We start from the raw sequence: 19,377 nt of genomic DNA on the forward strand, positions 1-19,377 counted from the left end.
GCGCTGCGCGCGAGGGTGCGACCCTTCGGGTCGGAGTCCCCTTCGGGGCCTCTGGTCGCGCCGCTTCGCTCTGCTCCCCCAGCCCTTCGGGCTGGTCCCGCTTCGCGGGGCCGGCAACGGCGGGAGCGGGGTGGCCGGTGACCTGTCGTCAAGCGGTCTCGGTTGGTGCCGGGTTGGGTCCGGCCGGTTCGTCACCCACACGAGGGGCTGTGTCCCGAACCGGCTGTGCATCACATGATGCACGTGTATTATCACGGATACAAGCCTCCCACCTCTGGAGCAGACGGCCGGCCGGGGAATCCGCATTCTGTGTCGTGTGGATTTTTTGCCGGTGTTCACCTCTTGCGTGTTTCGGATTCGGATCGGCTTTTCGGGGTGGGTGAATCCGTCTATTGATGCTTGCGTATTCTCACGGATTCGGCCTGCTGTCCTTTCTCGGGAAGGTGGAGTTCGTGGGGATGAGCTTGCGGCCGCATCAGGTCGAGGCGGTGGACGCGATTCTGCGGGGCATGGACGTGCCTCGGGGCGGGATCCCGTGGAACGGGGTGCGGGGGCAGGTGATCGCCGCGTGCGGGACGGGGAAGACCCTGATCGCGGCGGAGTCCGCGCGGCGCCTGGTGCCGCACGGGCGGGTCCTGGTCCTGGTGCCGACGCTGGAGTTGCTGACCCAGACCGCGGCCGCGTGGCGGGCGGCCGGGCACGAGGGCACGGCGGTCGCGGTGTGCTCGTTGGACGACGACCCGGTGCTCTGGGAGCTGGGGATCCGGTCGACGACCTCGCCGCCGCAGCTGGCGCTGTGGCACCGCACGGGCCCGGTGCTGATGTTCGCCACCTACAGCTCGATGGGGGTCGTCATCGAGGCGTGCGCCGGCACCTACGGGCAGCGGCTCGGTCGGTTCGACTTGGTGGTCGCGGACGAGGCGCACCGGACCTCGGGGAGCCTGGCGAAGTCGTGGGCGGACGTCCACGACCAGGAGCTGCTGCCCGCCGACCGCCGGCTCTACTTCACGGCGACGCCCCGGGTGTGGGTGGACCGGCCGCCGTCGGAGCGGGTGCGGGAGCAGCACGCCGAGAACGAGCGGAAGGCCGGGAAGGCCCTGCTGCCGCCGTGGTTGGCGGCGAGCATGGACGACGAGGCGGTCTACGGCCCGCGCATCTTCGAGCTCTCCCTGCCCTCAAGTGTCGCCAGAGGGCTCCTGGCCGAGTACCGCGTCATCGTGGTCGAGGTCACCGACCCGGTCCTCCCGCCCCGCCGGCTGTTCGGGCAGGAACGGCGCGAGGAGGACGTACGCGGCGACCGGCTCGCCGTGCTCCAGGCCGCCGTGCTCAAGACGATGACGGAGTACGGGCTGAAGACCTCGATCACGTTCCACCACCGCACCGTCGAGGCCCGCGCCTTCGCCGAGGGCCTGCCCGGGACGCTGAAGAAGCTGCGGAAGGCCGACCCGGAGGCCCACGGGGATCCGGTGTGGGTGGACTGGCTGTCCGGGGAGCACTCCGCCGAGCGGCGCCAGGAGGTGCTGCACGGGTTCTCCCACACCGCGCACCGCGCGATCATCGCCCAGTGCAAAGTCCTCGGGGAAGGCGTCGACATTCGCGCCGTGGACTCCGTGGTTTTTGCCGATCCGAAGGGTGCACCGCACGACATCGTCCAGGCCATCGGCCGGGCCCTGCGGCAGCACCCCGGGGAAAGGAAGACGGCCTCCCTGATCGTGCCGATCTTCCTGCCCGAGGGCGAGAAATCGGATCTCTCCTCGCGGGCGTACCGGCCGCTTGTCCAGGTGTTGCGTGGTCTGAGGAGCCACGACGAGGACGCCCTGGAACACCTCGCGATGCCGCAGGAGGGGCGCGGGTACGTGGCCCCGATCGAGCTCGGGGAGGCGCCGGAGGAGGGTGCGGAGGACGAGCGGTACCTGTTGCGGTTCTCCACCCGGCGGGACCCCGTGGAGATCGCGGAGTTCATTCGGTACGAGGTCATCGACACCGAGCGTCTCGACTGGCGGCGCGGGCACGCGGCCGCGCGCCTGTTCCGCATGCGCGAAGGGCACGTGCGGATCCCCTACCTCCACCGGGAGGGCACGTTCCCGCTGGGCAGGTGGTGGAGCGAGCAGCGAACGGCGTTCGCGGCCGGGCGCATGCGCGGCGACCGGGCGGCGAAGCTGGAGGAGCTCGGGATCGAGTGGGACCGGGCCCAGGCCGACATCGCCGAGCACCTCGACGCCGCGCGGGTGTACTACGCGGAGCACGGGACGCTGTGTGTCCCGCGGATGCGGTGGTGGTGGAGAAGCCGCTCGGGCAGTGGATCTCCAACCACCGCCGGCCCCACATCGCGGCGCGGCGGCCCGAGGTCGTGGCCGCCCTGGCCGTCATCGACCCGGACTGGAACCCGAGCTGGAATCCGGACTGGCAGCGCCACTGGGCGGCCCTGACGCTCCTTGCCGAGAACAGGACCAGAGTCCTGGAAGACAACGATGCGGCATCGGACGGCAAGCCCGGACACGACAGACCCGAGACCACGGTGAACGGACTCGACATCCCACCCGGGACCACCGTCAACGGCCTCGACGTCGGCGCGTGGCTCGCCCGACAACGCCAGGCCGCCGTGTGGGCGCGGCTCGTCGAGGGGCAGCGCGAACGCCTCGGCCGGTACGGCGTCGCGCCCGAGGAGACGCCCGGCGAGGACGCGACGGCCGCGGCGCGGCCGCGGCGGGCCCCGCGCGTGGGGGCGTTCGAGCGGGGCCTCGCGGCGTTGGACGCCTACCTCGCCCGCACCGGGGAGTTGCCGCAGCGCAAGGCCGTCGAGGTCATGCCCGACGGGGCCGAGGTGAAGGTCGGGGTGTGGACCATGAACCTCAAAAGCAGGCGGGAGCGGCTGGACGCGGTGCAGCTCGCCGCGCTCGCCGAACGCGGGGTGCCGTGGGCGGCCGAGCTCACCGAGACCGCCGGGGCCGGGGCGGGTGTGCGGTGAGCGGGTTCGGGCGGGGTCAGGACGTCGAGAAGGGCGAGTCGGCGGAGCGTGTGGAGGACGGCCGGGGTGGGTGCGCGGTGAGCGGCAGGGAGCGTTCCGGTGCTCGGCCGCCCCGCGGCCGTGGACCCTCGATCTCGGCACGGGGTGTGGTGGAATGCCGGGCCTGCTACATCGCGGAGGAACTCGGCCACCCCCGACCACGCCGGATCCCGGCACGCCCGGCTGCGGCATCGAGGAGCGATTGGGAGCGGCCGGTGCCGGCGCCTTCTACGACCCCGAGGTGGATCCGGTGGCGGTCGCGTGGGCGGCGAAGGTCGCCGCCCGGCGGGTCCCGGACTTGATTCCGCCGTTTTCGAACCGGGGTGCTGCGGATGGACGCGACGGTCCCCGAACCTGCCGCGAGCGCGGTGCGCGACGTCACATGTGAAAGAATCCGGATCATATTGATGATGCGTCACGATAGCCTGGGAGTTGGGTTCCTGATGGTTTATCACCTTGTGGTCAAGGCCAAGGTGCGCACGGCATTCGCAGAAATCAGCAAGGGGAACTGGGAATCCATGGTGGATTCCCTCGCCCCGCGCTTCAATTACCGGTTCTACGGTGAGCACGCCCTTTCCGGAGAACGCACCACGCACGCCGCGATGCGGCTGTGGTGGGAGCGGATAGACCGGATCATGCCCAACCCCCGCTTCGAGGTGCGGGACATCGTGGTGGCCGGCTGGCCGTGGAACACCACGGTCGCCACGAGCGTGCGGGTGCGCACTCCCCTCCCCGACGGGTCGTACTACGAGAACGTGGTGAACCAGTTCATGAAGATGCGCTGGGCCCGCATATACCAGGTGCGCACCCTGGAGGACACCGTGGTCCTCCAGCGCGCCCTCGACGTGGTCGCCGCCTCCGGGGTGGCGGAGGCGCACGCGGCTCCCATCACCGACGAGCAGGCGGCCGGGCACTGCGCGCGGCGCTGAACCCGGGACGCGGTGGGCGGGCCGGGGAGCGTTGCTCGGCCTGCCCACCGCTCCGTCCGCTGCCGCCGCCGGGGCCGGCCGTCGGGCCTGGGCTCAGCCGGACGCGCCGAGCTGTTTGGCGAGCTCGAAGGAGTCCATGGAGAACCAGCTCTCCACGATGACGCCGTCGGTGAACTCGTCACAGTGCAGCGAACGGCGTTCGCGGCCGGGCGGATGCGGGGGGATCGTGCGGCGAAGTTGGAGGAGCGCGGGATCGACCGGGACCGGGCCCAGGCGGACATCGACGAGCACCTGGACGCGGCGCGCCTGTACTTCGTCGAGCACGGGACGCTGTGCGTGCCGAGGGACGCGGTGGTCGTCGAGAAGCCGCTCGGACAGTGGATCTCCAACCACCGCCGGCCCGAGATCGCCGCCCGCCGGCCCGAGGTCGTGGCCGCCCTGACGGCGATCGACCCGGCCTGGAACCCGGAGTGGAACCCGGAGTGGCAACGCCACTGCGCGGCCCTGGCGCTCCTCGTCGGCGAACGAGGAGAGGCCCGTGGACGTCGCCCCTGGCGTCACCGTCAGTGGCCTGGACGTCGGAGCGTGGCCGGCCCGGCAACGCCAGGTGGGGGTCTGGGCGCGGCTGGTGGAGGGGCAGCGCGAGCAGTTGGTCCGGCTCGGCGTCGTCCCCGAGGCGCCGGCGGCCGAGGTGGCGGCGGAGCCGCGGCGGGCGCCTCGGGCGGGGGCGTTCGAGCGGGGCTTGGCCGCCCTCGACGCCCACCTCGCGCGCACCGGGGAGTTGCACAGCGCAAGGCCGTCGAGGTGCTGCCGGACGGGACGGAGGCTCGGGTCGGGGTGTGGGCCGTGAACTTGAAAAGCCGGCGAGAGAAGTTCGGAGTCGAGCAACTGGCCGCACTCGCCGAGCGGGGCCTGCCCTGGGCAGCCGAACTCGCCGAGACCGCCGGGGCCGGGGCGGGTGTGCGGTGAGCGGGGGCGAGGACAACGGGCTCGGGGGTGGTGATGAGCCGGCGGACGTACGAACACTCGGAGGCCGGGGCCGTAGCGCGGCGGCGCCTGCACGTACTCCTGGCCGACGCCGGCGTCGAGGCGGAGGAGGTCGGCGAGCTGGTGTCGGCGCTCGAGGCCGGGGCGGCGGCGGGGGCCACCTGTTCACCGAGGAGGGGCGCGGCGCCCTGAACTCCCCCACACCCGAGAACAAAACCCCGCAGACCCAACGGTCCGAGCCGAAAGGCCCGCTCGTGACGCGGGGACGGCCAAGACCGAGCCGGGCCACGGCGCGCACAGCCACCCCGGGCCGGCCCCACAGGCCCGACCACGCCCGACACGCGCCCACCGAGACCACCGGACCGGCCGCCGAACGGGCCGTCGAACCCCTGTGAGGAGGGTGGGCAGTGAGGCCGGCGGACGTGTGGGAACTGACCGCGCGGATCGCGCACGGGGTCACCGTCGCGGCGGCCGGGCTCGACCGGGCGCGGGTGGTGGAGCGGTCGGTGGAAGCGGGGGAGGCGGCGTTGGCGGCCCGCCCGGCACCGGGGCGGGGGGGTCGGGTGCGGGAGCGGGAGGCGTTGATCACGCGGGTGCGGTGGGAGAAATGGCAGCGCATCGACGCGCTCCTGGTCGAGGCCGGGGAGGTGGCGGTGTACGAACCAGCCACGGACGCGGTGGCGGTCGGGTACGCGGCCGAGGCCGCGAACGCCGACACCCGACGCCACGCCCCCGACCTTGCTCCGCCCTACCGGACCGGGCCCCTACGGGGCGACGTGATGGTACCGGAACCCACCGCCAGCCCGGTCCGGACCGCCACCGAACACACCGGACGACGGGACGACAAACTCCTCCAAGAACCTGCCGCCCGGATCGACACAGGCACAGACAGCCGCCTCGCCCTGGACGGCGAGGACCCTTGATTGCGGGCCGGAAACCTTCGCGGCCCGTGTTACCGTCGCCCCCGACAACCGCCGGTTGTCGGGGCGACGGCGTGTGCGGAACGGGTGCGCGAGGAGGAGGCCGGTGGGCGCCGGCGGTGCGCGGAGGGGCCTTGGGGCGGGGGTGTTGTCGGTGGAATCGAGTACTCCACGACGGTGGTGGGCATCTCGCGGGTATGGCCGATGAGTGGGAGATCGAGCGCGCGATCCGGCGGGCCCGAGGGGAGTACGTGGACGACGGTGGGTGTCTGCGCTTCCTGTTCGGTGTCGCGATCTGGATGGTGCTCCTACACCTCGTCTTCGACATGCCGTGGCCCTGGGACTGGGCCTGGGTGAAAGCGGCCCTTGCCGACCTCTGAGGCCGTGCGTGGAAGACAGCGGCGGGCCGGGCGGATTCGGTGACGCGGGGGTCGGCGGCGAAGGTCGCCACCCATCAGGTCCCGGACCTGATTCCGCCGTTCAGGACCGGGTGCTACGGGCCGACGTGGTGGTGCCCGAACCGGGCGCGAGCGCCGTCCGCGAAGTCGCCCGACGCAGCGGGGGGCGGGAGGGCGAGCTCCTTCAGGACATCCGTCGCCCGGCTCGCCATCGGCCCCCCACCGCCGCCTCGTCCTGGAACCCGAGCGGGCTTGAACCGCGCCACCGATGCCCGGCGAACCGGGTGCACCACCGCCCCCGACAAGGAGTACTTGTCGGGGCGCCGGCATGCACGGAACGGGTGCGCGGCGAGGGCGGCGGGGGTCCCGTCGGGGGCCGGAATGAGGCGTGGACGGGTGCAGCCGGCGTTGGGTGGGTCAGGTTCGGGGGGTGGGGAGGGGTTCGAAGTGGAAGGCGTTGATGTAGCGGTCGCGGAGTTGGTTGATGGCGAAGGTGACGCAGTCGATGACGGACTGGGCGGCCAGGGGGGCGTGTGCGTCGCGGGGGGTGTGTTCCCAGTCGGGGGTGAGGGGGTCTCGGCTACTGTCGAAGTCCGGGGGGACGAGGGAGATGACGCGGATGCCTTGGGGGCGCAGGCGGTGGGAGAGGGATTCGGTGAAGCCGCGTTGGGCGTGTTTGGCCGCGTGGCAGGCGGCATGGGCGGTGGGGTGGTCGGCGCCGGGGACTCCTCGGATGGAGACCATGGTGACGATGTCCGGTTGAAGGTGTGGCCCGATGAGTCCCAGCGCCGCTTGACCTGTCTGGTTGAGCAGGTCGTTTCTCCGCAGCAGGACACGCTCCTCGTCCGCGGTGAGGTGCGGGTTGTAGTACTGACGGGCGGGTAATCCACATCCGGCAAGATAGCGACCCCCTCGGCACACTCCCCTATCAAGCCTTTCCCAACGAACCACGGCTCCAGGGAACGGGTGTCGGGCGGCCGGCGAACCCAGTGCCGACGGTCCACAACCGGATCAGGCCGGACGGCGGGAGGACACCGAAGGCGTTGGGCCCTGTGTGCCGGCCATCCCCGGGGCCCCGGCATCGTCGGAACAGGTGGTGACCACGGCCGATCGTGACCCAGCGGGGGGCGGCGACGGCCTCGCTCAAGCGCGGCACTCGGCGACGGAGCCGGGCTACCCCGGAGTCTGGGCTGGCGTGTGGCCGAGAGAGGCCGGGACATCACCCCGGTGGGAGTGTCGAAGCTCGGACGCCACCCGACCGGGCTAACGGGGCGTTCCGTAGGCGGAGATCGCGGCAGAGCTGCCGACCGGGCCGACGTGGTGCTTACGGGAGGGTGATCTGGCCTTTGGCGCTCCGGACGTTGCCGGTGCGCGGGTACCCGTGGCGTTCGGGTCAGCGCCACAGTGTCTCGACGAGGCAGACACACAACTTCGCGAGTCTTCCCGAGCGCCGCATCCTGCCGATGTTGCGGGCCCGGGGCTATCTCGCCTCGTGTGTGCGTGGTGGCGGCCGAGGCACTCGGGGTTGGTGGGTCAGGTGGTGGTGTGGCCGCCCTTGAGGAGTTGGCCGGTGGGGCCGTCGGGGCCCAGGGTGGCGGCGCGGACGATGTCGCGGGCGCTGTCGGTGGCGGAGCGTTTGTCGCTCTCGTCGCCGGACTCGGGGTGGGTGGCGGTGGTGCCCGGGTCCACGGCGTTGACCAGGATCGGGGTATCGGCGAGGGCCCGGCCAAGGACTCCCGTCAGGGCGTTGAGCATGTACTTCGCCATCGAGTGGGCCGGGGTGCGCAGCGGGGCGCCGAGGTCGAGGCCGGTGGCGATCTGTTGGGCGGACTGGCTGGTGATGTTCACGATGCGGGCCGCGGGGGCCGCTTTGAGCAGCGGTAGCAGCTCCTGCACCAGGGCCCAGGGCCCTAGCACGGAGACCTCCAGCGCGGTGCGGACGCGGTCCATGTCGGCGTCCAAGGCGTCCGTCACGCCGAAGTCGGGCATCGCGGCGGCGTTGTTGATCAGCACGTCGAGCCGGCCGAAGTCCTTGTCCAGGCGGCCGGCCGCCTCGCGCAGGCTCGCCGGGTCCGACAGGTCCACCCGCAACGTGCCGGCCTGATGTCCTTCGCGGCGCAGCAGCGCCGCGAGCGGTTCGACGGACCCCTCGTCGCGGGCGGACAGCACGACGTAGAAGCCCTGGGCGGCGAGTTCGCGAGCCACGGCGAAGCCCATTCCGGCCTCACGCCCGGCTCCGGTCACCAATGCGATCTTGACGGTCATGACGAGGTTCCTCTTTCCGGGTAAGAATCACGAAGAACTGGTAGACCAGTTATAGCCCAGTCATGAACATCGGTGTCGGATGCCGAAGACCCTGGGGACCCGGCCGGACCACAGGCTCAGCCGCACAGGACGAATACAGGTCGCCGACTGGTGTCCGGCATCACTCACGCTCGACAGCAGGGGCCGCCGCTCCGAACACGACCGGGGCACGGGCACAAGCAGGGCGAGGACGAGAGATGGCGGCCGGTCCCGGTGGCCTCACCTCCGACCACCCACCGGGGCGTGTGCACGAACGGGCACGGGACACAAGCACGAAACCCGGGCAAGGGCGGCGCGGCATCGCACCGGCCTGTCGCGGGATGGGATCGGGAGCACCCGTCACGAACCTTCGACGAACCCATTCCATCGAGGTCGTGAGCGGGACACGACGCCAGAGCGTCGCCCCCACGCGCGGGCGAGACACACCTGACGGGCCGGACCGCAGAGCACACACCCGGCCGTCACCGGCGCGCGACCGATCCGCCGACGCAACACGTCTCCCACTCTCGTCGACGGGCCGCGCACCCGGCCAGTCGACGGTGGGGCGCGCCTGGGCGGGGACCGGGCGGATCAAACGGACCCCATCGCCGACCGCCCGGGCCACAATCGTTTCCAGACCGCCTAGGAGGCCACGGCATGGCCGGTTCGGCGGAGGGGCGCCTCGACGATCGTGCGGGTCCGGCAGCACGTCGTGGAGGGCTTCCGCGGGCATCTCCAATCGGTCACCATGAAGGTGTGCCGGCGATTCGAGGGTGGCGATGAACGCGGGTGAGAACGCTCCGGACGGACGACCTGGCGGGCCGGCACAGGTCGGACCCGCCGCGTGGCCGGCGCTGGCCTGTCTGGTCGGGCTGGTTCTGGTCTGGTTCGTCCTGACGAACTTCACCGAAGAGGTACGGGCGGCGCTGTGGGGTGAGCCCGGAACCGTGACCGAAGTCGACTGCCGGACGTATGACAACACCGTGGCCAACGCGGGAACGTCGACGTCCTGCTCGGGCAACTTCACCCCGGACGGGGGCGGCTCTGCGTTCAACGTCCCCGTCGAGGGGAACATCGATGCGCGACCGATCCGCGCGTGGGTGGCGGACGGAACATCCGGCACCGCGTACGTTGCACCGACACTGTGGGCGGGCATGGTCCCGGTGGGGCTGTCCGTCCTCCTGGTCGGGCTCCCGGTGGCGGTGACGGTGCAACGCGTGCGCCGTACTCGCGTACGACGGCTCTCGGCCTGATCCCGGGCCTGCCGCTCAACCGCATCACGTGCCACCCGACGCGGCCGGAGCAAGGTGGCGGCGGGGTCCGCTCGGGGCTGCGCCGGCGAGAAGAGGGGACGTCGAGAACGGCGCGGGCCTGCCGTGCGGAATTACCTGGGACGAGGTGATGGGCGTTGTGAGGGGCGTGGGTCCGGCTCGAAGCGGTGCTGTGGGGCCGGGAGCAGAACGGTTCCCGGCTCCGTGGCGGGACGGACTGCCGTCCTGGGGCGGGAGCGCACGGTCGCCTGGCCTGGTGGGGCGAGGGAGATTGCCTCGGCCACCGGTGAGTACGCAGCCCTGCAGTCGGCCCAAACAATGCACAGGGGAACGGTTCCACCTCTCCGGTGGGGTGAGGTGCACGCGGTGTGGGGGCTTCGTGGGCCGGGTGGATGTGTACCCGTCCGTTGGATCGGGGCTGGCTCATGCTCGGTGTGGGGGTTCCCCGGGTGAGCCCGATCCGGGGTACCGCGTTCGGGGTCGGCGCGGTACCTCCAGTGCGGTCCACGAGTTCGTGCGCAGGCCCTGTACGTAGGGTGGGTGCAAGTCCGTGTCTCCCTCTGAGAGTGCGCCACGCCCCGCACGGTGGTCTCCGGAAGACTCCGCCCCGGCCCTCAGGGGACCGGGGGTGGCACGCGTACCCTCACGGTCGGGTGTCCCATGGCGGGATGTGATATAAGCGGTCCACGGGGGCAGAGACAGGGCGGTCCCACCCGGGTCGGGTGGGACCGTTCGGATCGGCTCTTCGCTTCGGCCCCATCACAGATGGCTTGCTCTGCGGAAGCGACTCTGTTCGCGTGTCAGTCCTGCACAACCGCCGTCCGAGCCGGGGCGGCGGTCTGATCGGGGAGCGACCGAAGCGACTGGCCTCCGGAGACGGGTGTGTGGGGAGGCCAGTCGCGGCGCAGGAGGGCGCCGTTCTCGCCGGGTTCATAGACCCGGGTACGGTTCTTGTCGAGCTTACGCACGACTTCGTCTTGGAGGTCGACGCCGGTCATCTCGGCGAGGCCCACGAGGTAGAGGAACACGTCGGCCAGTTCTTCGCCGGCGTCGGGCAGGCCCTTGCGCCAGGCGGTGAAGGCTTCCCCGACTTCGGCGTTGAGCAGGCCGAACTCCAGGGGCACGTCGGTGGTGTTGAAGCCCTTGGTGGTCTTGTTGTCCCAGGCGTGTTTCTGGGCCGAGCGGATGTCCACTGCTTCCTCCGGGGCGGGTGTCTCGTGTGTTCCGGAGCCTAGTGAGGTGGGTGTGCCGCGCGGGAGGGAAGCAGTGGGTTTACGGCAGGGGGTCACCGTGGTGACGGGGGCGAGTTCGGCGAGCCGGTCGAAGACCGAGGTGTAGCCGTGGACGAAGGTGCGGACTTCCTCGAGGATGGCCGTGGGGTGGCACAGGACGCCGGCGCGATCGGCGCCGGCCTCTTGGAGAGTTCGTGGGCCTGGTCCCAGGTGATACGCGACCGTGGCGGAAGAGCCGGCCGTGGACGCGCTCGAAGATGAGAAACCGAGTCCGGGGCTGTCATCCGAGTTGGCCCGAGGGGCCGAATGGGGCGACGTGTCCGGGACGTGTCGTGTACTCGTCTGGGGTGGTCTCTGTCGGGACATTGTCGAACTCGGTAGGCTGGAGGGCATGACGGGACTCACGCTGACGGTCGGAGACCGGCAACTGGCCGCACGAATCGCCGAGTCCGCGGCCCACCACGGGTTGACGGTCGACGAGTACGCCGAGGGTGTCCTCGCCGCGGCTCAGGAGCACGATGCGGCCGACCGCGGTCAGAGGGCCACGGCGCTCGCGCGTGTCGCCTACCGCAAGTGGAACGTGGCGGGCCGACCGGAGGAAGACACGATGAGCACGGCCGACGTGTTCGAGCTGTGAGGGCCGTCCCCGCCCGATTCGCGGCCCACGTCGGCCGCGCGATCCGGGAACTCCCTGCCGACGCGCGCGAAGAACTTCACGATGCGGTCATCAGAGCCTGCGACGACCCTTGGTCCTGGCCGGTGGCCGACAAGAGTGAAGAGGGCATGGACGAATCGGTGCGTGTCATCACGACTCGCTCCGCGATCGTGCACTACGTGATCGTCCCCGGGCCGGCCCCACACCTGTGGGTCTTCACCATCACCATGTAGTCGCGCGCCCACGCCTCCAGCGGTCACCCGCATCAAGGGGCCTGTGATCGTACCCGTGCCGGTTGGTGCGGGCGGGCGGCACGGCTCATCGCCCCCGGGGCTGGTGAGGAAGTGGGAAGCAGCCGGTGCCACCGGTCGAATCGAGACAGTTCGCTCGGCGACCGGCGCCGTCACCTCTCCGCGACCGGCAACGAACGAGACCGGTGACGGCGGACCCGGCCTGATGCGGGCACGGACGGGCCCAACCCGCATGAACACACTCTGATCGCATGCGTGTCGGTTCAATGGCCCCGGCCTGCCCTGCGGGCCATTGAACCGACACCGACAGCCCACCCAGGACGCCACCCTCATCGTCGCCCGCGACGCCGAAGCCTGGTAGCCGTCCTCACCGCTGCCTTTCCGGCGGGTGCCAAGAGGACGAAGCGGCCCTGGACGGCTGCGCCCGCCGCGAGCTGTACGAGCAATCCGGGATCACCACCGCCACCTGGCGCCACTGGACTCGCATGTACGTTGTGACGATGACCGAATCCCTGCCGCCCGGCGGCGCTGTGTTCGATGCGGACGAGTTGGATGCCCGGTGGGCGGATGCCTGGCGGCCGGAGCAGGTCGCCGAACGGCTCCACGGTATCGACGTGCCCTGGTGCGTCGCGGCGGGTTGGGCGCTGGATCTGTTCCGCGGCGAACAGTCGCGGCCGCACGGCGATCTGGAGATCGCCGTGCCCACCGCGGGTTTCGCGGAGATTCGCGAGCGTTTCCCGGAGTACGTGTGGGACGCCGTGGGGTCGGGACGGGTCTGGGCGGAGGCGGGCGCCGAGGCGCTCGCGGCGACACACCAGACCTGGGTGCGGGATCCGGCGAGTGGTCGGTTCCTCTTCGACGTCTTCCGGGAACCGCACGAGGGCCGGACGTGGATCTGCCGTCGGGACGAGAGCCTGCGGCTGCCGTATGAGGCGATCATCGAGCGGACCGCGGACGATGTCCCTTATCTGGTGCCGGAGGTGGTACTGCTGTTCAAGGCGAAGGGGTCCCGGCCCAAGGACCAGGTCGACTTCGACGGCGTGCTCCCGCTGTTGAGCCGGGCCCGGCGGGAGGTCCTCAGCGGGTGGCTGAAGCGTGCGCACCCCGAACACCCATGGCTGACGGAACTGGCGGGATGACACATGCACAGCAGCCGGCAGTGCTCCGCGTGCGGGCACATCGACCGCAAGAACCGGATGGATCAGGGGACGTTCGCGTGCCGGGCCTGTGGGTTCCTGTCGCGCACGGACGACATCACGTCCTACAACATCGCCCGTAAGGGCGCCGCAGGGCGTGAGTCGCGGGCCCCAGCCACCCCGTGAAGGGTGTCCGGAAGGAGGAACCGGCCCGGCAGCCGACCGGGAGCCGACTCCCGTCGGAGCGCGTTCACGTAGCGCAGGGTGTCGCCTTTGAACCGGCTGGTCCAGGCCGGTGACATCGGGGGCGTGGTCTCTGTCCAGATTTCGGCCAACGCGCCGTTCACCGGATGAGAGGGCGTGGAGCCGTCGAGGACCCGGGGGGGGCTTCGCCCAGGACGCGGTCGAAGGCGTTGACGCGAGAGGCGAACGGCATGCCGTCGAAGTGCTCGTCCAGTCCCAGGGTCCACAGGATCCAGCGGTTGAGGAGGACGGTCATGTTCGCGTCCGCGGTACGGCATGCCGAGTGGGGCCAGATCACCGGTCCTCGCTGCCATCGCCTTCGCGCGTCGTTTCGGATCGAGGAGCAGGCCATGTCGTGCGACCCACGCCCCGCTGTCCGCCTGGGCGACATCGGCATGGGCGTTGGCCCGTTCGGGGAAAGGAAGGGTGAATCGGATGAGTCCTTTCAAACCGTCCGAGTGGAAGTCCGTGAAGCCGGGCGAAGGACGTCAGAGGTTCGGGCAGCGCCTCGGGGGGAAGCCCCCGTGGAAGCGGGGTGTGGCTGCGGTGTGAGGTCGCGGGCCCGGCCCGCCGTAGGCGACGGCGATGTTCACGGTCATCGCCGGGCGCGCCGGTGTGGGACGCAATGCCTCGGAGAGGCGTCGCAGGATCGGCTCCGGCAGCAGCCGAGTGTTTCCGATCAGTTGGATGTTCCATCGTTGTGCTGCTTGGAGCGAGTGCGAGGGGTTGCACCCCTTTGTGGGGCTCACCTCAAACTCCGTGGAGGACCGCGTCGAGTCGTCGTTACCATCGGGTGGTGATAATGAGTGAAGGTGCCCAGCTGGGTGCGGAAGCCGCCCACCGCTTGTCTCAACTTGGGCGTGTCGAAGTTCTGCCAGGTCTGTCGGACGCCGAGTTCGCGCGGGTCGAAGCGGAATTCGGCTTCGAGTTCAGTGACGATCACCGTGCGTTCTTGGCGGCCGGCCTGCCGACTGGTCGGCCGTCCAGTCCGGGTCGGCGACAGCCCTGGCCTGATTGGCGCAACGGTGACCCTGACGAGCTCCGCGAGCGGCTTGCCTGGCCAGCCGACGGCGTGCTCTTTGATGTCGAGCACAACAGCTTCTGGTCGGAAGATTGGGGCGTCAAGCCTGGAATACCGGCCGACGTCCTCATGGTGGCCCGTACGCGTCTGGCTGAGGTTCCGAAGATGGTCCCTATCCGTTCGCACCGGTACTTGCCTGCGGGACGTGGCACTTACGGCCACCCTGTCTTGTCCATGTATCAGACCGACATCATCTACTACGGCACCGATTTGGTTGATTATGTCCATCAGGAGTTCGGCGGCCCCGGCTTGGATCGTCAGGACGAGAAATGGGACCCCAAGGCGACCGTTTCATTCTGGCGCGATCTCGTGTGTTGAAGTCTCCAGGAACGCCTGCCGCGCTGGTTCACCGGAATGGCTTCGGAGAATCTTCAGGCGACCCGTTCGAGCTGAGACGGGCTGAGAGGCCGGCGGGAGAGGCTCCTCTTCTGGGTCATGCTTCGGGTCATGAGGGTGATGGCCGCCCAGGTGATGAGAGCTTCGCTGTGCTGGACGAGTCGCTCGTAGTCTCTGGCGTGGCGACGGTGCGGGTTCCCCTCGGGATCCGGTGGGGCGGAACGGACACGATCACCCCCTACGACGCCGACACCAGGCCATATGTGGAGCGTATTCCCCCCGGACGGAAGTCACGCCGGTTTCGGTGTCCGCCACGACGACTTCATCGCCCCGGACCCCTCCGACCCCACCGCCCGGGACCTGGTGGGCGGCCAGGCCGCCGTCTTCTCCCGACAACACCTCGGCTGATACCTGGGACCGCGACACGAAGGGTGCCGTCGGCAGGCAGTCACGAAGTACGGCAGACGCTTCACGTGGCGGCCTCGCAGACGCAGTTCCGCTCCGGTGCCGGAAACCGGGGTTATACAGGGAAAACACCCCCGCCCCTCAGCGGGCTCGGGCAAGTGGCCACGGGACGCGCCGTGATGCCGGGCGCGGCAGAGACGGCATGGCTCGGGGGCACGGCGTGTGGAGGCCGGATCGTGGAACAGGTCGAGCACGAGGTGCAACGATCGCGTTCGCGACGGCGACGGCGTTCCGCACCGGGCTTGTACGTCTCTCTCCTGTCCGGGGCGACGCCCTCTTCGAGCTGTGCGACACGCTGCTGTGCACCGGCGGTCCGGTCCGCACGGGCACAGATACGGCGCTTTCTACACCGGACTGAACCAAGGCCGGATCGACGTCGCCCGGCTCCGTCGCGCCCTGGCCGAAGTCCCGTTGCCGCGCGCGGCCGACGGACGTCTGCTGCTCGCGGTGGACGTGTCGCCGTTGCTGCGACCGGACGCCGACACCTGCTCGTACCGGTCGTTGTGCCACACCTTCGGCCGGGGCCTGGGCCAACACCAGATGGTGCCAGGCCGGCCCATTCGATCGTGGCGGCCTCGCTGGAGACGGGCCGCACCCGCAACGCCCCCGCCTGACACCGCACCCGATCGCGGCCGGAACAGCAGAAGCAGCAGGAGCACGCAGCAGCGGCACGCGTGCGGCAACCTGCGGGGTCAGTTGGAGCTCGAAGGTGAACTCGCCTCCGGCGCCCAGTTTGCACTCCCGTGCACAACGCCGTCGGAGCCGGGTTGCCAGGACCGCCTCGCTCGCCTTCGCCCGGACGTCGGCCTCGCACCGCACCGGCGCGTTGCGGGGCGAGGATCCAGACCGCACGGGACGCGCGCACCGAGGCCGGAGTCCCATTTGGGTGTTGAGGGAAAGCAGATCAGTCGGTGTCGGTCAGGGCTCTTTGCAGGATGCCTGCGACGACTTCGGACTTGGCGTCGGCGTAGTTCTGGAGGTACTCCCAGGTGTGGTTGGCCAGGGCGCGTTTGGTGTCGGCGTACAGGGTGCGATCGCCGGTGTGGGTGCGCAGCCGGTCGCGGAAGCGCAGCATGCGTTCGTTTTCCGGGCAGCCCGTCGACAGGACGTGGAGGTTGATCGATTCGGCGGTGTGTTCGCGGTGGTTCGGGAACGGCTTGCGCAGAACCCGGTGTTGGTACCACGCGGGTTCGCGGATGGCGAGGTGGTAGCCGAGTGCTTCGAGGGCGGGCAGGTAGGAGGCTTCGTCGGCGGAGTCGGGCACGATCAGCAGCACGTCAATGATCGGTTTGGCGGGCAGGTCGGGAACCGAGGTGGAACCGACGTGCTCGACCCGGTGGGAGAGGGTGCCGAGGGCCTCGGTGATGTGTACGGCCTCTGTCGCGAACGCCTCGGCCCATCGGGGGTCGGGCTCGCACAGGTTGACCCGCCCGTTGAGTTTGGTGACCGATCCGAGGTTGGTCGTCTCGATCTCCTCGGACGTCATGGAGACGCGGGGAATCTCCTGTTCGGGCACGAGTGACTCTCCTTTTCCGGTGTGTCGGGCAGAGGCGGTCCTCCGTCTCACTATGGCGTACGGGTTCCCCGCTCGAGCCCGAGTCGCGCTCATGCCCACCGCGCGGCCGCGGGGCTGTCCGGGGCCCGCGAGCATCGCTGTCGACGATCACCGGGGCGAGCGGGCGGTCTCTCTCTCTCCCCCCCCCCCCGGGGCGGGGAGATCCGCTGGTGGGCGCGGTCGCCGGGGCGGAAGGGGCCACGAGCTGGGCGCGGCGGATGCCGGAGGAAAGGAGCGCCGGGGTGCGGGGCGGGTGCCGGCGGTGTGGGTTCCCGGCCGCTGCCGCATCGGCGGGTGGGTCAGGAGGCCGAGTTGAGATGCTCCAGGACACGGAGGGCGTGAGTGAAGCAGGTCTCCTCGGTCTGCTTGAGGTTATGACGGCGGGTCGGGGTTGCCGATCTCGAGGCCGTCCTCGACGGCGAGGATCCGCTGGATGAGTGGGGCGGGGCGATGGGCCCGAACCGTGGAACACCGGGGACAAGGCTGACGACGTCGCCCCTGACGGGAGCCGACCGTCGGCCGCTGCGGTGGTGAGGGGGGTGGATGGGTCCTGTTGGAGTGAGGGAGCCACCGGCCTCGGGGCTCCGCGGGGCTTATCGGGACGAAGTGGCGGGACGGGCCACGAGGCCGCGACCCGCCGGGTGAGTTCGTTGGCGAATCGTCCCGTGTCCGGACGTCCTGTTTCACCTCGATGCCGGTGCCCGCGTCGTCACCGCCGAAGTCATCCCTCGCGAGGAGACGACCAGCGGCGGCCGGCCCGGCCGCGTCCGTGACTCGACACGTCATCGCCTGCACCCAATGGAGCCTCGACGCTCCTTCGATCCGGTGCGATCCCGTCGGTGGATGCCTTGAGCGCGCCGCCGAGCAGGCGTGTTCGGGGCGCGTGTGGCCTTGATCTCTTCGTGACGGGGGCATGCCACCGACTCCTTTTGAGCATGTTCAAATAGGGGTGGGGTGGCGACCTCGCCGTCCCGTCCGGGGGGAGAGACGCATGGAAACTCAGGTCGGGAGCAAGCAGGTACGGGGCGCGGGCCGACGTGGCGTCGCCGTCGCCGGTCTGGTCGCGTTGACGGCCGTGTTCGTGTCGGGGTGTTTCGGTCCGGGGGCGGTGCACGTCGACGCTGCCGGTCTGCCCGGGGTCTATCGGAACGACGACACGGGTGCGGAGATCCGTCTGGACACCAACGGCCGGTTCTCCGCGGTCGGCCTCTCCCAGGATCAGGTGTCCAGGGCGGGGCGCGCCCTGCCACTCGGGGAGTTCGGCGGGACCTGGAATCCCACGCCGTCGAATTTCGTGTACCTGGAATCCGACCGCACCGAGGGACGGCCGGGCCCGGGCGACTTCCAGCTCTGGACGGTGAGTTCACAGGAGGTGTACCTGCACCCGGACGTGGACGGCCCGATCACCCTGAGGCTGTTCAAGGTCGAACACCTCTGATGTCCTGATGTGTGAGGTCCGTGGCTCCTCGATGCCGCAGGGCCAGTGCGGGCCGCTCCATGGGCGGGTCACGGCTCCGCCTGGGCATCGGTGAGGCCTTCGAAGCTCCGCTGATCAGCATCGCCGACTGGGCCGACGACAGGCACACCCGCTCGATTTCATCTGGGGCCAGGAGCGAGCCCGGAGCAGCCGACTCGTCATGGAGCCGGTGGTTCGACACACCTTGCCCACATCGACCGTTCGCTCGGCGAAAAGGGGGGCGGCTCTGAAGCACGGCGCTTACGCTGCAGTGGTCCGGCAGGCTCGCCGGTGACCGAAGGGGGCAGGTTGCGGGTCCTTTGTGTGCACGGCATAGCGCAGCAGACGCGGGGTGAGGAGGACCTGCTCGCGGAGTGGCTCCCGGCCCTGCGGGACGGGCTCACTCGTGCGGGCGCCAAGGGGCGTCTGGGGGACGGCGATGTGGGGATGGCGTTCTACGGCGATCTGTTTCGTCCGCCCGGGGAGTTCCTGGCTCCCGGCGAGCCCTTTTATCGCGCCTCGGACGTGGCCGAGGGTTTCGAGACCGAGTTGCTCGCGGCCTGGTGGGCGGCCGCGGCGGAGGCCGACCCCGCCGTGGTCGCCCCCGGGGCCGACGTTCTGGTCGGCCAAGGGCGCATGGCGCACACAGCCCTGCGCGCCCTGGCGGCCTCTCCGTTCATGGCCGAGCTGACGCTGCGGCGCATGGTCGGCGACCTGAAACAGGTCAGTGGCTACATGCTCGATCCCGCGATCCGGATCAGGGCACGCAGGCGTGTTTCGGATCTGTTGACCGAGGATGTGGAGGTGGTGGTGGCGCATTCGCTCGGCTCGGTGGTGGCCTACGAGGCGTTGTGTGCGACCCGGATCCGCCACAAGGTTCGCGCTTTCGTCACCGTGGGATCACCGCTGGGGATCCGCAACCTGATCTTCGACCGGCTGCTCCCGCCGCCAGGCCCGGACGGCATCGGCGCCTGGCCCGGAGGGAAGGATCTGACCTGGACGAACCTGGCCGACCACGGCGACATCGTCGCGCTGGAGAAGGATCTCCGGCCTCGGTTCGGGCCCCGGGTCCGCAACGTCCGCACCCACAACGGGGCCCACGTCCACGACATTCGGCCCTATCTGACGGAGCGGCGGACGGGCGAGGCCATTGCCACCGGCCTCCGGTGACC

Annotated in this window: 22 protein-coding genes and 3 pseudogenes; 18 read left to right on the top strand and 7 right to left on the bottom strand. The window is 70.2% G+C overall.

Features of this window, described 5'->3' with window-relative positions; translation table 11 throughout:
- Positions 1–395: 395 nt before the first annotated feature.
- The 3 genes from ACN20G_RS26360 to ACN20G_RS26370 all read left to right on the top strand — a co-directional run bounded on the left by ACN20G_RS26360 (position 396) and on the right by ACN20G_RS26370 (position 3,936).
- Positions 396–2,429, top strand: coding sequence for a DEAD/DEAH box helicase family protein (locus ACN20G_RS26360; protein WP_424215302.1), 2,034 nt, complete (start codon positions 396–398; stop codon positions 2,427–2,429).
- On the top strand, positions 2,351–2,968 hold the full coding sequence (locus ACN20G_RS26365) for a helicase associated domain-containing protein (protein WP_424215301.1): 618 nt from the start codon (positions 2,351–2,353) through the stop codon (positions 2,966–2,968). The genes ACN20G_RS26360 and ACN20G_RS26365 overlap by 79 nt, the downstream gene beginning before the upstream one ends.
- A gap of 482 nt (positions 2,969–3,450) precedes the next feature.
- Entirely contained in the window at positions 3,451–3,936 is a 486-nt protein-coding gene (locus ACN20G_RS26370) for a nuclear transport factor 2 family protein (protein ID WP_424210595.1), read from the top strand.
- A gap of 93 nt (positions 3,937–4,029) precedes the next feature.
- On the opposite strand, the gene ACN20G_RS26375 is transcribed toward ACN20G_RS26370, so the two are convergent.
- Complete coding sequence (locus ACN20G_RS26375; protein WP_424210596.1) at positions 4,030–4,260, bottom strand: hypothetical protein; 231 nt, start codon at positions 4,258–4,260, stop codon at positions 4,030–4,032.
- Positions 4,261–4,272: 12 nt separating this feature from the next.
- Here ACN20G_RS26375 and ACN20G_RS26380 point away from each other — a divergent pair.
- The 6 genes and pseudogenes from ACN20G_RS26380 to ACN20G_RS26405 form a co-directional block, all read left to right on the top strand.
- Positions 4,273–4,329 (top strand): annotated as a pseudogene (locus ACN20G_RS26380) (hypothetical protein); the annotation flags it as partial.
- Between the two features lie 145 nt (positions 4,330–4,474).
- Positions 4,475–4,786 carry a hypothetical protein gene (locus ACN20G_RS26385; RefSeq protein WP_424215692.1) on the top strand — a complete coding sequence of 104 codons (312 nt, stop codon included), beginning with the start codon at positions 4,475–4,477 and terminating at the stop codon, positions 4,784–4,786.
- Positions 4,783–4,905, top strand: a complete 123-nt coding sequence (locus tag ACN20G_RS26390) for a hypothetical protein (protein WP_424215693.1) — start codon at positions 4,783–4,785, stop codon at positions 4,903–4,905. The genes ACN20G_RS26385 and ACN20G_RS26390 overlap by 4 nt, the downstream gene beginning before the upstream one ends.
- A 33-nt stretch (positions 4,906–4,938) precedes the next feature.
- Positions 4,939–5,115, top strand: coding sequence for a hypothetical protein (locus tag ACN20G_RS26395; RefSeq protein ID WP_424210597.1), 177 nt, complete (start codon positions 4,939–4,941; stop codon positions 5,113–5,115).
- 215 nt (positions 5,116–5,330) lie between these two features.
- Entirely contained in the window at positions 5,331–5,846 is a 516-nt protein-coding gene (locus tag ACN20G_RS26400) for a hypothetical protein (RefSeq protein ID WP_424215699.1), read from the top strand.
- Between the two features lie 194 nt (positions 5,847–6,040).
- Positions 6,041–6,223: a hypothetical protein gene (locus tag ACN20G_RS26405; RefSeq protein WP_424215700.1), complete on the top strand. Its 183-nt coding sequence runs from the start codon at positions 6,041–6,043 to the stop codon at positions 6,221–6,223.
- A gap of 435 nt (positions 6,224–6,658) precedes the next feature.
- Here the strand turns inward: ACN20G_RS26405 and ACN20G_RS26410 are convergent, their stop codons facing one another.
- On the bottom strand, positions 6,659–6,985 hold the full coding sequence (locus tag ACN20G_RS26410; RefSeq protein WP_424215701.1) for a hypothetical protein: 327 nt from the start codon (positions 6,983–6,985) through the stop codon (positions 6,659–6,661).
- 789 nt (positions 6,986–7,774) lie between these two features.
- Positions 7,775–8,506: an SDR family oxidoreductase gene (locus tag ACN20G_RS26415; protein ID WP_424215702.1), complete on the bottom strand. Its 732-nt coding sequence runs from the start codon at positions 8,504–8,506 to the stop codon at positions 7,775–7,777.
- 791 nt (positions 8,507–9,297) lie between these two features.
- Between ACN20G_RS26415 and ACN20G_RS26420 the strand changes: the two genes are divergently transcribed.
- Entirely contained in the window at positions 9,298–9,777 is a 480-nt protein-coding gene (locus ACN20G_RS26420; protein WP_424215703.1) for a hypothetical protein, read from the top strand.
- A gap of 818 nt (positions 9,778–10,595) precedes the next feature.
- On the opposite strand, the gene ACN20G_RS26425 is transcribed toward ACN20G_RS26420, so the two are convergent.
- Positions 10,596–10,988 (bottom strand): hypothetical protein, encoded by a 393-nt coding sequence (locus tag ACN20G_RS26425; protein WP_424215704.1) that lies wholly within the window; start codon positions 10,986–10,988, stop codon positions 10,596–10,598.
- Between the two features lie 280 nt (positions 10,989–11,268).
- On the opposite strand from ACN20G_RS26425, the gene ACN20G_RS26430 reads away from it, so the two are divergent.
- The 3 genes from ACN20G_RS26430 (at position 11,269) to ACN20G_RS26440 (ending at position 13,072) form a co-directional block, all read left to right on the top strand.
- A complete protein-coding gene (locus tag ACN20G_RS26430) occupies positions 11,269–11,664 on the top strand; it encodes a hypothetical protein (RefSeq protein WP_424215705.1) in 396 nt (131 codons plus the stop codon).
- A 122-nt stretch (positions 11,665–11,786) separates the two neighbouring features.
- The gene (locus ACN20G_RS26435) at positions 11,787–11,915 is read left to right on the top strand and encodes a hypothetical protein (RefSeq protein ID WP_424215706.1); all 129 of its coding nucleotides are present in this window, start codon (positions 11,787–11,789) and stop codon (positions 11,913–11,915) included.
- Between the two features lie 518 nt (positions 11,916–12,433).
- Positions 12,434–13,072, top strand: coding sequence for a nucleotidyltransferase domain-containing protein (locus tag ACN20G_RS26440; protein WP_424215707.1), 639 nt, complete (start codon positions 12,434–12,436; stop codon positions 13,070–13,072).
- 340 nt (positions 13,073–13,412) lie between these two features.
- On the opposite strand, the gene ACN20G_RS26445 is transcribed toward ACN20G_RS26440, so the two are convergent.
- Positions 13,413–13,568, bottom strand: coding sequence for a hypothetical protein (locus ACN20G_RS26445; protein WP_424215708.1), 156 nt, complete (start codon positions 13,566–13,568; stop codon positions 13,413–13,415).
- Positions 13,569–14,108: 540 nt separating this feature from the next.
- Between ACN20G_RS26445 and ACN20G_RS26450 the strand changes: the two genes are divergently transcribed.
- Positions 14,109–14,711, top strand: a complete 603-nt coding sequence (locus ACN20G_RS26450) for a hypothetical protein (protein ID WP_424215709.1) — start codon at positions 14,109–14,111, stop codon at positions 14,709–14,711.
- A 110-nt stretch (positions 14,712–14,821) separates the two neighbouring features.
- Here ACN20G_RS26450 and ACN20G_RS26455 read toward each other — a convergent pair.
- Positions 14,822–14,917: pseudogene (locus ACN20G_RS26455) on the bottom strand (IS5/IS1182 family transposase); the annotation flags it as partial.
- Positions 14,918–14,990: 73 nt separating this feature from the next.
- On the opposite strand from ACN20G_RS26455, the gene ACN20G_RS26460 reads away from it, so the two are divergent.
- A complete protein-coding gene (locus tag ACN20G_RS26460; protein WP_424215710.1) occupies positions 14,991–15,137 on the top strand; it encodes a hypothetical protein in 147 nt (48 codons plus the stop codon).
- Positions 15,138–15,494: 357 nt separating this feature from the next.
- Positions 15,495–15,767: pseudogene (locus tag ACN20G_RS26465) on the top strand (transposase); the annotation flags it as partial.
- A gap of 331 nt (positions 15,768–16,098) precedes the next feature.
- Here ACN20G_RS26465 and ACN20G_RS26470 read toward each other — a convergent pair.
- The gene (locus tag ACN20G_RS26470; protein ID WP_424217370.1) at positions 16,099–16,680 is read right to left on the bottom strand and encodes a GrpB family protein; all 582 of its coding nucleotides are present in this window, start codon (positions 16,678–16,680) and stop codon (positions 16,099–16,101) included.
- A gap of 1,060 nt (positions 16,681–17,740) precedes the next feature.
- Here ACN20G_RS26470 and ACN20G_RS26475 point away from each other — a divergent pair.
- Positions 17,741–18,187, top strand: a complete 447-nt coding sequence (locus ACN20G_RS26475; protein ID WP_424215711.1) for a hypothetical protein — start codon at positions 17,741–17,743, stop codon at positions 18,185–18,187.
- A 342-nt stretch (positions 18,188–18,529) separates the two neighbouring features.
- Entirely contained in the window at positions 18,530–19,375 is an 846-nt protein-coding gene (locus ACN20G_RS26480; protein ID WP_424215712.1) for a hypothetical protein, read from the top strand.
- Positions 19,376–19,377 lie beyond the last annotated feature (2 nt).

It is taken from the genome of Streptomyces dryopteridis (assembly GCF_049606955.1).
Classification (GTDB): Bacteria; Actinomycetota; Actinomycetes; order Streptomycetales; family Streptomycetaceae; genus Streptomyces.